This is a genomic window from Shewanella sp. NIFS-20-20, assembly GCF_019209865.1.
Classification (GTDB): domain Bacteria; phylum Pseudomonadota; class Gammaproteobacteria; order Enterobacterales; family Shewanellaceae; genus Shewanella.
Map to the genome: position 1 here is coordinate 1 of NZ_JAHUTT010000002.1, position 13191 is coordinate 13191.

Below are 13191 nucleotides of genomic sequence, written 5' to 3' on the forward strand. Positions count from 1 at the left end.
TAATGCGAGACAGTTCAAGCTTGATGGGAAACGGGATAGGGCCTATCCACGTGCGTTAAAAATGAGTAAAAACAAGTATCCCATTAAGTCTAAGAAAAATGCCGTTCACACTAAGTGAACGGCATTAAGCAAATGCCGGGCTTTGATTAGAGCTTATCCATAATCCTCATCGATTATGCTTAGAAGCTGATGGTAACACCTAACTTATAACGGGCTTCACCATCAAAGCTCCATACTGGGTAATCGGCCATAAACTCGGGATTAACTTCCGCATTTAATGGCGAGACACCTTTTTGGATGCTGTCTTCTTCAGTGATATTAACCGCTTCGAATACAATCGTCAGATAATCGGTCACATTATAGTTAGCACTCAAATCTAGCTGACCATAATCTTGGTGCATACGGTTACCATAGAAGCCAGGTAATTCACGGATCATGTACTCACTGCGCCAGTTATAGGCTAAACGCGCGGCAAAATCATCCATTTCATAGAAGCCCACTAAATTGACGGTGTGCTTAGATGAATCAGAGAATACCCCAACTAAGTCAGGATAGTTTTCTGCAGGAGAACCGGCATCAGCATAGGTATAGTTAGCGGCGTAACCTAAACCGTTATCGAACGAATCTTGGATTTGTAATTCGATGCCGTCAATTTTACCGCCATTGGCATTATAGCGCTCACTGACTGTCCAGCAATCGTAGATACCCACACCACAGCTACTACCGCCAGCATCAATCAAATCATTATCATTGATACCAATTTGTTGGTTTAACACCTGACGGGTAGATGAGAATGAACTAACGTCTTTGATAAAGTAAGTCGCTGCGACTAAACCATCGGCACTAAAGTACCACTCCAGCCCTAAATCTGCTTGAGTTGCCTTAAATGGATTTAATGACACACTGCCCTGATTCACGACTTCGTTACCTGGCGTACCATCATTGAACCCTGGTAAGGTTGAAGTAGCAAACAGATCCGCATAGTTAGGGCGCGAGATCACTTGCGCCGCAGAAGCACGCAGGATGACATCGGGTGCTACGTCGAATGCTAAGTTAATACTAGGCAACACATCGCTATAGTCGTGCTTATCAGTGCTCAAGTTGTTAGCAAATTTACCGTCAGCACCTAAAGCATAGTAATCCGATTGAACATCACTTGAAATATAACGCAGACCAAAGTTACCACGCAGACCATCGGCTTCAAAATTAGCCATCACATACAAGGCTAAATTCTTTTCATCCAAGGTACCGTAACCGGACTTATCTAATTGGAAACCGGTAATGGCGGCATTGGCACCATTGATCATGGCGTCATAATTAGGTTTTGGCAGCGTGAAACCCGCACCAGATGAGATAGTGCCACTGTAGTAATCTGCAGCCGTTCCGGTTGCTGCGGCGATGCTCGCATCGGTAGTGATTGCAGCTTCAGTGGTTTGGGTTACCGTATGGTCGGCGTAACGAACCCCAGTCTTGATGCTATTGATAGCGCCAAAGTCGACAGGAACGGTGAGATTAAACTGCGCGTAGGTTTCTTCATCAGAGTTTGGTTGCTTCTTTAGCGACCAACCGGCAGGACCAATCGCACCATTAAAATCTTCCGGACCAAAGCTGTTATTGGCGATATTAATGTTGATTTTGTCACCAGTGGCATCATAAGTGCCTTTGAAATCACCTGGTTGACCAATGGAGTTACCATAATTCGCCGTCAGATCGGTACCACCATCTGACTTAGTCGTTCCCACTAACCCGTCGAGGGTATAACCATTACCTTCATAGTTGATATCAAAGGTATAGGTATCAGACGTCATGCTCGCTTTACGAGCCCAAGTTTGTGCCCACGCAAATGCACCTTCACCCGTGTGCTCAACCGAGGTACACACCCCAGCAGCGTTGACACTATTACAGGTGTTGACACCTTGTTGGGTTGGGAATAGGAAGATGGAAGTGTTGGCGTTGTTCGCATCCAACTGCAAACTTAAGATATTGAGTCCGAACTCTAAATTATCGGTTGGACGGTACTGCATGGCCACGTTATACGCTTGGCGCTCACGCTCTTGTTGGAAGGTAGTTGGAACGATTTCGCCCCAGCCTAGCAGAGATTCAATACCGTTACGTTGATATTCGGTTTTTGAAAAAGAGGCCGAGCCCATGATCCCAAACGTTTCATCATCATTTGCCCAAGAATACAGGCCTGATAATTCTGGATCCGTGGCTTCAGACACAGTCCCGTAATCACCTTTGACACTTAAGAAACCCGTATTGGCTTTGATATCCAGTGGCTTGCGAGTATTTACAATCACAGTACCACCAATACCGCCTTCTGGCAGATCGGCTTGCGATGATTTGTAGACTTCAATCGAACCGATAGCTTCAGGGGGTAATAAGCTGTAGTTAAAGCTGCGGTCAATGGCTTGTTGATCATACCAACCGGTTGAAGCAACCGTGTGGCCGTTGAGCAAGGTACGGGTCAGCTGATTCGAGGCGCCGCGGATCGACACTTGTTGACCTTGACCAAATTGACGGTTGACTGTGATACCTGGAATACGCGCCAGAGACTCACCAATGTCACCGTCTGGGAACTGACCAATGTCCTCAGCGGTGATGGCATCAACGACAGCGTCGGAAAAACGCTTGGTGTTAAGACTCGCTTGCTGTGAAGCTCGAATACCAGTGACCTCGATGGTTTCGATATCTGCATCAGCCGTATTGGTTTTAGTATCAGCTTCAGCAGCAATAGCGCCCATAGATACAGCACCGCTTAACAGCAGTGCTATCTGTGACGCCAGTAGGGTTTTCTTTAAGTTAGATGATTGCATCTTTGTTTCCCTTCCATACGGTTTTTTATTGTTTTCATCCACAACCATTCACAAAAGAATGACAACGCTGTCATGACCGAGCAAACATTACACAAAAAATAACAGCCATGCCACAACAAAATAACGTAACATGTAAAAAAACCGATCTAAAATGGGCAATACCCTCGATGACGACATTTTATTTAACATTGATAAACAAGAGGTTAGAACTAATTAGATCACAAAGATGCAACATTCTGACTTAAAAGCCCTATTTTGAAGGACATTTTAAGAGTAATATACTGACAATTAAGACAATATTAAGTAAACGCTCGCTGGTATGACCATCAGCCAGCCCTGCCTAGTGGTCAAACCAGCTAGCGCGTTTATTGCCGGATAAAAAGCAAGAATACTCATGAAAGTAACCATTAATGATGTCGCTAAATATGCTGGAGTCTCGATAAAAACCGTTTCCCGAGTCACCAACAATGAGCCTCAGGTCAAACAAAGCACCATAGATAAAGTCAATGAGGCCATTAAGGCATTGCATTATCAACCCAATCAGTCGGCGCGAAACCTCGCATCGTCCAGTGCTTATGTGATTGGCTTTGTTTATGACAACCCTAATGCTTACTATATTATTGAGATGCAAAACGGGATTTTATCTGCCTGTCGCGATCAAGGTTATGAGCTCTTAATTCACCCCTGCGATGCGAGCTCTGATGATATTTGCCAAGAGCTGTGCGACTTAATTTTACACACCAAATTAGCCGGCTTAGTGTTAACCCCGCCGTTATCTGAAAACCCGCATGTCTTAGCGGCACTGGATAACATTGGCGCTCAATATGTGCGGATTATTGCCGGCGCGAGCCCAGATACGCAAACGCCAGCCCAAGGATTACAGGTATTAGTCAATGATAAAGTGGGGGCGATTGCGATTACCGAACACTTGATTGAACTTGGCCACTCACAAATCGCGTTTATCAGTGGTGATACCCAGCATCAATCCACCAAACAACGTTTTGATGGCTTTTTGCAAGCCTTAGATCAACACGGACTCAGTGCCAATCCGGATTACCTGATAGATGGCCAATACAGTTTTGAATCAGGGGTGGCTGGCGCGAATACCTTGCTCGCGCTGCCAACACCGCCGACTGCCATCGTCGCCTGTAACGATGAAATCGCCGCTGGCGCCTTGTTTGCTGCACGATTGTCAGGCGTAGCTATCCCGGCACAAATCTCGATTGTCGGCTTTGAGGATAGCCCGTTTTCTCGCCAAACCTGGCCAAAACTCACAACCGTACATCAACCCAATCAAGAGATTGCCCAGTTAGCGACGTGTAATTTAATCAATAAATGTCGGCGACGTGATCATATTGATGGTCATATCTTTATTCCCCAACCCGTGGTGCGAGATTCCACCGCCAAACCAACAGATTAAATTAAGCCTACGAAATCAACTTTTGATAATTTTCAGCTACCCTAATAGCAACATAACAATATTTAGGGGGCATGACATTGAAGTTATTACTTATTGGTGGCGCTATTGCAGGATTGTCGCTATCACTTTCGGCTCATGAAGACGATCATCATTTGGTTTCAACCCCAGCCAGTCAGCAGACATTCACCGGTGTCGCGGGGCTGCATCCGGCCAAAGATGTGTATCAATTAACCTTATTTGACACTAATTATGTCTTGCCCGTCTTTCAAACCCAATCAGTCAATCAAGCGTATTACCGACCGCAAAATCCCAATGGCGATGCCGTCGGCAATACCAATGTGCAATTTCAATTCAGCCTCAAATATGGCTTAGCCAATAATCTGTTTACCGCTAACGACGGGCTCTATTTGGCTTACTCACAAATATCAAACTGGCAGGCTTATGATAAATCAGCGTACTTTCGCGATAGTCAATATCAGCCGCAACTGTTTTGGACGTGGATCCACGGTAAGCCCGATCACCTATGGCAAAGTACCAGTGTCGGTTTCGAGCACCAGTCTAATGGCAAGGGCGGTGTGTATGAACGCAGCTGGAATCGTGTTTACGCCGAATTTTTCTTAGACTTAGGCGAGGTTAAACTCAGTATCAAGCCTTGGCTCAGAGCCAATGTCACCAGTACCAACTATAACCCAGACATCGAAGACTACTTAGGCTATGGCCGCATCAAGGCAGATTGGTATCTTGGCCAACATCAATTGAGTTTAACGGTGCGTAATATCGTTGAAAGTGGGTTGTCCAAGGGATATGAAGAACTCAGTTGGCGCTTCCCACTCTATAAAGGATTGCAAGGATATTTAACCCTGCAAAGTGGCTATGGCCTGACGATTTCAGACTATAACCACTACGACAATGCCGTGGGTATTGGTATCGCCTTTTAAGGGGCTAATCCAGATCACAAGAGGCCTACACGGCCTCTTCGTTTTCTTCCCCGGTACGAATTCGGATGACTCGCTCGACCTCGGTCACAAATATCTTACCATCACCGATTTTGCCGGTGCGAGCCGTGTCCACAATCACATCTAACGCCTGCTCTAGCATATCGTCTTGAATGACTAATTCAATTTTGACCTTAGGGAGAAAATCGACCATATATTCGGCACCACGATACAGTTCGGTGTGACCCTTTTGGCGACCGAAACCTTTGACTTCAGAAACCGTCATGCCGGTAATTCCAATTTCAGCTAAGGCTTCGCGTACATCATCCAATTTGAAAGGCTTAATCACGGCCTCAACTTTTTTCATCATCCACTCCAATCACTTACCAATATTATTAAAGCTTACCAGTTAGCCTGCGTTTGCTAAAGCCCCTTAATCGGATATCTGCATCTATAATTAAGTTCAAATAAAGGACCTTATTTCGCTGGGATGCCTCAATGGTATCGACGTATGTCACTTTATCGTCCACACGCTTTCAGCTTAGTTGAACTGATGATTATCATGACCATCTTGGTTATCTTAATCTTAATTGCCGCCCCCAACTTGACTGGCCAATGGCAAGCCTATCGAGGCAAAACACAGATTGCACTGATCCAACAAACCTTGATGTTTGCTCGTAATCAAGCCATCAGTTTTGGCAGCCGCGTGACCGTGTGTCCGTTGGCGAATAATCGTTGTGATAGCCACTGGCAGCGCGGGTTAAGCGTATTTATTGATATCAATGCCGATGGCCAGCTCGGCAGCAATGATCGCCTGTTACTCAGCACCCATTCATTTCATGCCGATGATACCGTGCAATTTAATCGTGCGCGCATCCGATTTTTACCGAGCGGACTGAGCTCCGGCAGTAATGGAACCTTTACCTACTGCCCCGGCCACAAGGAGAGTCAGTATTCCCAAGCCTTAATCATTAATAATGCCGGACGAATTAGGCTCAGCCAACGTCAGCCTATTCGTTGTCAATAAATAGGTTTAGCGGCAAATCATCACAACAAGGGTATGTTTAACCTGAACCTGATAACGAAATGATTGGGTTATTAATTTATGGGTTGAGTCCGTGCGTCTCATGTATACTTAGGGTATCAGCGGAGGACACCATGAAAACACGGATTAATACTCAGATAGGGTTTACCTTAGTCGAATTAATGATCACCATGACCATAGCCATTATTCTATTGACCATTGGCGTGCCATCATTAACTAACATGTACCAACAAACTCGCGCTGACAAAGGCTTAGAACAACTAGAACAAGCCATCATCTTGGCGCGCTCGCAGGCGGTGAGCTATCAATCCATTGTCAGCATATGCCCACTGAGTAGCATTGATATGACCTGTGGTAATAACTGGAGCAATGGCTACCAAGTATTTAGTGATAATAGTGATGCAACGCGTCCGGATAAAGTGTTAAAGCGGGTAACCGATATTCCGTCAGATGATTTCCTTTCTGGCTCAATCGCCAAGATCAGTTTTGATACCAAAGGTCATTTTGTTTCCGCAAACGCAGTGACCTTTAGTTATTGCCCCTCAAGCGTCGACAGTAGCAATACAAAAAGCCTGAGTGTCGACAATAGGGGCAACATTAATCCCAGCAGTCAGGTAGCCTGCGACAGCAATTAACCGCAACTACCGCACGGTTTGCTCATCTTTAGCCACCGCGTCGACGAGAGTAAAACTCTCGTCGCTTGCCACGCACTCCAACACATCTTTTATGTACACCATACCTTTGCCATCAGCATTGCCAATCTTAGTCGCTACTAAACCAGAGGCAATTTTACTGGTGTGTTTCACTTTGCTGCTAAAAAAGTGAATTTGATTGCCCACCGTGGTTTCCACAAAGCACTTGTAGTCTTTACGCTCACTATGTTGATTGGTGCTAGCGCTAGTATTCGCACTGAGGTTCGCGCTGATAGCTATCAATACCATCGTTATCAACCATTTCATTACCAACACTCCTTCGGTGCTTTAACACCCAATTGAGTTAACGACAACTCTGGGCAGTCAGGATCGCGAGTGGCTTGCACCCCGGTGGCTGTCGCCTTCACGATAAAAGTGCCATCACTGAGTTCGCTAGTCACAGTGTAAAAGCCAGATTCACTTACAAACGGACTGACCCCTAGCCCTAAATTTGTCATATCCGTGGTAAACACCTTATGATCCATATAATACTGCTCTTGTAAATTGGCCACTCGCAGCGCGGCGGCTTGGCCCTCGGCGCGAGCGCCTTGGGCAACATAGCGGGTATAAGATGGATAGGCTATTGACGCTAAAATCCCGACAATAACCACGACTATCATTAACTCGATTAACGTAAATCCCTGCTGAATATCAGCCTGCTTCATCTTGCTCGTCCTATTCGTCTATGTGGTAGTAGATACGATTAACCCCTAAGCCACCACCCACACATTTATTATCGCCCTCGGCGCAGCCATCACTGTTATCGGCGGGAATTTTAAGCATTTCATCGCCGGCAGCACCGATACCAATCAAGTACATGTAATTATCGTTACCATCGCCACTAGAGGGAGGTATAACCAATTGCGGCGTATCCGGTACGCGTTCACCCATCACCATATATTCTTGTTGATAACTTCGGGTACCTTTATGCAGATCAAAGCCATATAGGCGCCCTTCACCAGCAACTAAGCATGAATCAGACGCATTGGTATTTCCTGGCAAATACGATGTGAAAAACACCCGCCCTTGTAAAATTGTTGCTCCAGCTAATGTCTTCTCGCCAATGCCACCAAAATCATAATACCAGCCACGTTTTAACCCAAACTCCACATTATCCGCCTGACTTTCAGGCGCGGCATGGGTGACATTGTACAAATCACTCAAACTCAACGGCGCAGGCACGGGAGTTTGTGATGTACCAAACGATTGACTAACAACATTTCGGTCCTGTAAGACAAAAAACATATCATTACGGCGTTTATCTGTAGGATGCGGCCGATGCCCTGAACCGACCACCACGGCATCGTAAGGGACATTTTGATAACTGAGTTTAGTCGTCGTCGTGCCATCGACTGTAACCTGGACTTCATTGAGGTTACTAAACACGGTTTGGGCGACTACGGGCTCAGCAAAAAAACGGCGATCTTCAGAAATTGTATCATTCCCCAAACTGGCAAATTTAAATGCCGTCCAAGGCCTATCGCTATCAGTAGGATTAGGCCCAGGCAAATCAATTCGCCACACATTGGCCGCAGTATCGGTCGCATATATTCTATCGGTTAACCGATCGCCGTTACTGTCAAGCACGGCCACCGAGTTAGGAATACTGTCTTTCATGCTGGGGACAGACAGCACCTTACCACCAGAGCCCCGGCCAATGTGATACACCAAGGCTCCCGTTGCAGCGTCTAAGATAAAGATACCACGGCCGCGACTATCATCGAGGCCGATATCTTCAGCATCTTTACCCGCAGGCGAATAGCCCGCTCCGATGATCACCACAGGTTTCGCACTGCCACCGTCAGTATTACCGATTGGCCAGCCTGGGATCTTAGTAATAATGGGTTCAGCCCAGCTTTGACCAAGTTCACTCATGCCGTCGGAGTCTGAACCGACTTTCCACATCATTTTAGGGCTGTCAGGGTTACTAATATCTAAAGCGTAGTAGCTATTACCGCCACGACGCATCCCAACAAACAACCACACTTTCTGTTGGCCAGAGGCATCTTTAAACACATGGGCAATCGGCGGGCTATCTATGCCATACACCGAATGAACACCGGTTGGCACATTCGCTCTGAGTTCACGCACATTCGGCAATAACTCATAAGGCATAAACGCCCATGACTCAGTCACCGAATGACCGGCATCTTTGAACATATGCAAGAAACCATGATTGGTTCCCACTAAAATACGAATGTCTGGCGATGTTTCACTGCCAAAATTAATCGCTAACGGTTTAGAGTGCAGTGGGTCGCCCAAAATATCAAGACGACGCTCTGAGGTATTATTATTACCATCATCATCGTCAACATCTTGGCCTTTCAGCCAATTAAATAAGTGACTAAATTGTTGACTACTCACCCCTAAATGGTCACTAAGCGCGTCCGAACCACCGGCAAAATTGGTGGCATTATTCACGTTTAATGCCGCTAAACTGCCATGACTGCCGATGTTGCTATACAGCACTCGATTGGCAGTATCCCTTAACACTTCAGCCGCGCCGCCTAACGCGACTTCATTACCATCGCCGCCATTACTGGCACGAGTACAGGTTTGCGATTTAGTCCAATAGGAACAAGCAGAAGACTTCAACGAGCCATCACTACCAATGGCTTTAACCCCATTGACATCGACAATATCCCCCCGGCTCGACACTTTGAACTTCTTGAGGTTCCCCATCCAACGTGGGCCTTTGTTGGGCAGGAACATGGCGTAATACACCGAATCGAAAGTTTGCGTTCTATCGAAATTATTACTGGCAATGGAAGGGGAGGTGAAACTGGCATTCACTTCCAGAATCTCAGAAAACACTTGCTGTAAAGCGGCCTGCAATTGTGACGCATTCTTCGCGGCATAATATTCTCCGCCACCGAGTTCAGCCGTTTTTTTCAATAAGGGGGCCGCATCATTGGCGCCATCACTAAAGCCAATGGTATAGGTGTTAACGGTTTGCATATCGGGCAAACTGTCGTTGACATCATGCTTATGCATCCACTCGGCAAGGTTAGGTAAATAACTGCTGATATTATTTTTAGAATCGTAATACTTGGTGCTATTGACCCCCGGTAGACTGGTTATCTTGGCGTTAGCCGCTTCATCAACCGTAGGTTTACCATCAGTAATATAAACGACATAAGCTTGATTTTGGCAACTCTTGAATGGCGACTCATACCGGCCATTTTTCTCAATTGTCATATCTCGTGGCGGCGTATTAGGTCGGTAGTTGTAGTTGCTAGGTTTCTTATCATCATCACCAAAATCGACGTTTAAACCACCAAAATATTGACTGGCTTCGTACAGGGTTTCGCACAAGGGGGTATTAGTTTCGGGATCTAAATCATTAATAGTCGATAGGATTGACAGCTTAGTTGCTTCATCCATATGGCTAATGCCCTTAATGATTCGACCACCATCGGCAAAATTTTCTCTGGGATGATTAATATTAAATACCGCTAAGCCAAAATCGACCCCAGGCGTCGTGACAATGGTATTGGAAATTACTTCTTTCGCAATTTGCAACCGAGATTTCGGTTCAGTTTCTTTATCACCATGGAACCAACGTAAATAATTATCGGTATACAGCGTGAGGGGTTCACCGGTACCAAACCCGGTTAATTTCGCTTTAGTTAAGGCCGCATCAAATTGTTGTTCGGTTGAGTGGTTATCGGCATAAGTATAACGAACAGGGTTTTGTTTACTTCCTTCACTATCAACCGGGAAGCCAAAGGGTTGACCATCCGCATTGCGCCACTTTTTATTCTCGATATCTTCAAAGCAATCAAGAATCTCTAAGTTAGCACCATTGCTGTCTGGTACTTGTTGCCAGCTGCCATTTTGTCCTTTAAAACCATACTCACGAAAAAAGCCGGTAAATACCCCATAACGTTCTAAATAGGTCCAAGACGACTCACAGCCATTAATTGTCGCAAGAAATCGACGGCTCTCAGAAGGGCTGTCTGGCACTGGCATCGCGCTATTGTCTACCCCCCCTTTGGTAAAGTAGATCATACGTTCTTGCAAAGAGTTATCGCTGCCGACCGCTGGGTATGTCACGGCAGGATCATAATTCGCCTCCGCATCATTCTCGATGGTTCTCATACTGCCGGAGTTATCAAAAATGATCAGGACTTGCGGACGAGCGCCTGCACGTGCTGACGATTCATACACATAAAGTTCGGTATCATCGGCCACACTCATACTGGCCCAAACAGCCGACGCAACAAGCAGCGCCACCATAGATTGTTTCGCTAACATGGTTAACTCCCTGAGAGCACTTCTTGCTCCACTCCGGTCACTGTGGTTAAACGTCCAAGATCGTGTTGACCAAATTTGACTTGCGTCCGTATTTCGATGCGCCGACAACTAATAATATTATTGGCATTGGCTTGTGAACTACGCTGGCAATCAAGATCATCCGTTTGCATCGGGATCACTCGGCTACTAGCGTCAAGCTTTTGGTCGACATTAGTTATTTCAGCCGTGAGATTGGCTAAACCTTGTGCCGGCTGAGTTATTATTAGCCGCTGACTGGCCCCGTTTGCCCTGGCTAATGCACTGACTCGATCAGAACCTGAACCAGCCATTCGCAATGATTGGGTGGAATTAGTGGCTAAAGCCACACCAATTAACGTCATCAATAATAAGATAATCAATGACAAGAACAGCACGACTCCTTGCTGCTTTTTCCTGGTCTTCATATTAATTCCTTATCAATACTGGATTTTCTAGCATGATGGTCGTCGCCATGATCCGGCGGCGGAAATTATCATTGGGCGCAGGGATAACTTTATCTCCAAGGCGGTAACTGATGTCATTGGTATAGGTAATATCTTGATCAATCGCCCGCACTAACAAAAAAATTCTTACCGCGACCAAGCGTTGAAACAGTTCGTTATCCCACATTAAGCTGGTGACATTTTCCGCCGGCATAAAGCTATTAGCACTATCATCGCCATTACTATCGAAGCCATATAAAATACGCATATCCTCGATGCCGGCGACCAATTGCTCATCATTAGTCATGCCACTTTTGGTTAGTGTTTTGCGGCGTAGCACCGGCACGCCGTTATTGTCATCGCGAATATAGTACACATGATGCTGATACTCCCAGAAACGTGCATTAAATAGCCCTGGGGTAATTTGATCACCGGAGAAAATAACGGCTTGATTCGGCGTAACGCCCATATAAAGCCGATTAATATCATCGGGCGCGGCCATATCGGGCCCGATTAATCGTTTCAGTTGCAAAACATCCGTGCCGTCTTTAACTTCGTTGGCCCCCGCAAGGCAAGATAAGCTGTCAGGGCCCCCTTGCTCATAACCCCACAAACGCCGAAAGTGCCCCGAAGCGGCGTCAGGAAAAGTCGCATTATTGACCCCAGCCCCGATACAATCATTAGCTGGGGCAATCGGGTTAGCTAGGATTTGGGTATTGATATTCGGGATCATTTCTGTGCCAGTGATATCAGCAAAGAAACCGAGCTGACTGACATCAGGTTCCATCAAGGCGAATGCCAAACGGCCATTCTCTTGCAGTTGATTAAATTGACTGGTGGTAGTGACATTACTGGAAGACATGTTGAACATGGTGAATAAGCCCAAGGTCAAAAACAGGGCGATCAACATGGTCACCATAAGTTCGACTAACGATAATCCACCCTGATATAGCCCTCTCACGAATGACACCCTCTCAGTTACACTATGACAGTTGAGACAGAATACTGCCGACGTTTGGGATTGGCGCTTCCACAGCTCTTAGCAAAGTCGTTGGCCAATGCCGCACCATCACTGAGTTGTCGAACGCCTTGCCAGCTAATCACTACTTGCACCTCGCCACTGGCATTGACATCGATACATGCCGTCGCTTGGTTTAATCCACCGACGGCAGAGCCATTGAGCGTTTCATAACTACCATTGAGGCCAAATTGCCATTGATAGGTATCCCACGCCCGAATTTCACCGCTATTGCACAGCACTGCAGGATCCACCACATCACATGATTTGGGCGCTGTAGCCGTGGCGCCGGTGGCGACCACGTAGGTCCCTTTATAATTGATAAGCTCTGGCGTGTTTAATTTCATGCGACTAAGCATATCGTTCGCATAATATGCCGCCAATGTTTGCTGGTAGGATTCAAAACTGCCGCGTTTTGCCACGATATGTAAATTGAAGATGCCAACGAGACCGACGACTAAGATCACTAAAGCGACCAGCACCTCAATCAAGGAAAATCCTTTGACATTTGCCCCCATGGTGTCAATTCTCCGTAAGTCGGCATTAT

12 protein-coding genes are annotated in these 13191 nt (G+C 46.2%); 4 read left to right on the forward strand and 8 right to left on the reverse strand.

Going from position 1 to position 13191, the window contains the following annotated elements; genetic code table 11:
- Positions 1-179: 179 nt before the first annotated feature.
- Positions 180-2816, reverse strand: coding sequence for a TonB-dependent receptor (locus KU855_RS00585; RefSeq protein WP_218528406.1), 2637 nt, complete (start codon positions 2814-2816; stop codon positions 180-182).
- A gap of 394 nt (positions 2817-3210) precedes the next feature.
- On the opposite strand from KU855_RS00585, the gene KU855_RS00590 reads away from it, so the two are divergent.
- Complete coding sequence (locus KU855_RS00590) at positions 3211-4236, forward strand: LacI family DNA-binding transcriptional regulator (RefSeq protein ID WP_218528407.1); 1026 nt, start codon at positions 3211-3213, stop codon at positions 4234-4236.
- A 77-nt stretch (positions 4237-4313) separates the two neighbouring features.
- Positions 4314-5174 (forward strand): phospholipase A, encoded by an 861-nt coding sequence (locus KU855_RS00595; RefSeq protein WP_256260815.1) that lies wholly within the window; start codon positions 4314-4316, stop codon positions 5172-5174.
- Between the two features lie 25 nt (positions 5175-5199).
- Here KU855_RS00595 and glnB read toward each other — a convergent pair whose 3' ends face one another.
- Positions 5200-5538: a nitrogen regulatory protein P-II gene (glnB, locus tag KU855_RS00600; protein ID WP_218528409.1), complete on the reverse strand. Its 339-nt coding sequence runs from the start codon at positions 5536-5538 to the stop codon at positions 5200-5202.
- Positions 5539-5682: 144 nt separating this feature from the next.
- Here glnB and KU855_RS00605 point away from each other — a divergent pair, with 144 nt between their 5' ends.
- The gene (locus KU855_RS00605; RefSeq protein ID WP_218528410.1) at positions 5683-6198 is read left to right on the forward strand and encodes a GspH/FimT family pseudopilin; all 516 of its coding nucleotides are present in this window, start codon (positions 5683-5685) and stop codon (positions 6196-6198) included.
- A gap of 131 nt (positions 6199-6329) precedes the next feature.
- Positions 6330-6851: a GspH/FimT family pseudopilin gene (locus tag KU855_RS00610; RefSeq protein WP_218528411.1), complete on the forward strand. Its 522-nt coding sequence runs from the start codon at positions 6330-6332 to the stop codon at positions 6849-6851.
- 6 nt (positions 6852-6857) lie between these two features.
- Here the strand turns inward: KU855_RS00610 and KU855_RS00615 are convergent, their stop codons facing one another.
- Genes KU855_RS00615 through pilV form a run of 6 tightly spaced genes read right to left on the reverse strand, consistent with a single transcriptional unit; the run spans position 6858 to position 13162 of the window.
- Positions 6858-7175, reverse strand: coding sequence for a TapY2 family type IVa secretion system protein (locus tag KU855_RS00615; RefSeq protein WP_218528412.1), 318 nt, complete (start codon positions 7173-7175; stop codon positions 6858-6860).
- Positions 7175-7573, reverse strand: coding sequence for a type IV pilin protein (locus KU855_RS00620; protein WP_218528413.1), 399 nt, complete (start codon positions 7571-7573; stop codon positions 7175-7177). Before KU855_RS00620 ends, KU855_RS00615 begins: the two co-directional genes overlap by 1 nt.
- Before the next feature lie 10 nt (positions 7574-7583).
- Positions 7584-11165 (reverse strand): pilus assembly protein, encoded by a 3582-nt coding sequence (locus KU855_RS00625; RefSeq protein ID WP_218528414.1) that lies wholly within the window; start codon positions 11163-11165, stop codon positions 7584-7586.
- A 2-nt stretch (positions 11166-11167) separates the two neighbouring features.
- Positions 11168-11608, reverse strand: coding sequence for a PilX N-terminal domain-containing pilus assembly protein (locus tag KU855_RS00630; protein WP_218528415.1), 441 nt, complete (start codon positions 11606-11608; stop codon positions 11168-11170).
- A gap of 1 nt (position 11609) precedes the next feature.
- Positions 11610-12545 (reverse strand): PilW family protein, encoded by a 936-nt coding sequence (locus tag KU855_RS00635; RefSeq protein WP_218528529.1) that lies wholly within the window; start codon positions 12543-12545, stop codon positions 11610-11612.
- 59 nt (positions 12546-12604) lie between these two features.
- Positions 12605-13162, reverse strand: coding sequence for a type IV pilus modification protein PilV (gene pilV / locus KU855_RS00640; RefSeq protein WP_218528416.1), 558 nt, complete (start codon positions 13160-13162; stop codon positions 12605-12607).
- Between the last annotated feature and the right edge of the window lie 29 nt (positions 13163-13191).

Bases quoted from the DNA above. Each gene is read 5' to 3' on its own strand.
- KU855_RS00585 (WP_218528406.1), bottom strand. From the start codon at position 2,816: ATGCAATCATCTAACTTAAAGAAAACCCTACTGGCGTCACAGATAGCA.
- KU855_RS00590 (WP_218528407.1), top strand. From the start codon at position 3,211: ATGAAAGTAACCATTAATGATGTCGCTAAATATGCTGGAGTCTCGATA.
- glnB (WP_218528409.1), bottom strand. From the start codon at position 5,538: ATGAAAAAAGTTGAGGCCGTGATTAAGCCTTTCAAATTGGATGATGTA.
- KU855_RS00605 (WP_218528410.1), top strand. From the start codon at position 5,683: ATGTCACTTTATCGTCCACACGCTTTCAGCTTAGTTGAACTGATGATT.
- KU855_RS00610 (WP_218528411.1), top strand. From the start codon at position 6,330: ATGAAAACACGGATTAATACTCAGATAGGGTTTACCTTAGTCGAATTA.
- KU855_RS00615 (WP_218528412.1), bottom strand. From the start codon at position 7,175: ATGAAATGGTTGATAACGATGGTATTGATAGCTATCAGCGCGAACCTC.
- KU855_RS00620 (WP_218528413.1), bottom strand. From the start codon at position 7,573: ATGAAGCAGGCTGATATTCAGCAGGGATTTACGTTAATCGAGTTAATG.
- KU855_RS00625 (WP_218528414.1), bottom strand. From the start codon at position 11,165: ATGTTAGCGAAACAATCTATGGTGGCGCTGCTTGTTGCGTCGGCTGTT.
- KU855_RS00630 (WP_218528415.1), bottom strand. From the start codon at position 11,608: ATGAAGACCAGGAAAAAGCAGCAAGGAGTCGTGCTGTTCTTGTCATTG.
- KU855_RS00635 (WP_218528529.1), bottom strand. From the start codon at position 12,545: ATGGTGACCATGTTGATCGCCCTGTTTTTGACCTTGGGCTTATTCACC.
- pilV (WP_218528416.1), bottom strand. From the start codon at position 13,162: ATGGGGGCAAATGTCAAAGGATTTTCCTTGATTGAGGTGCTGGTCGCT.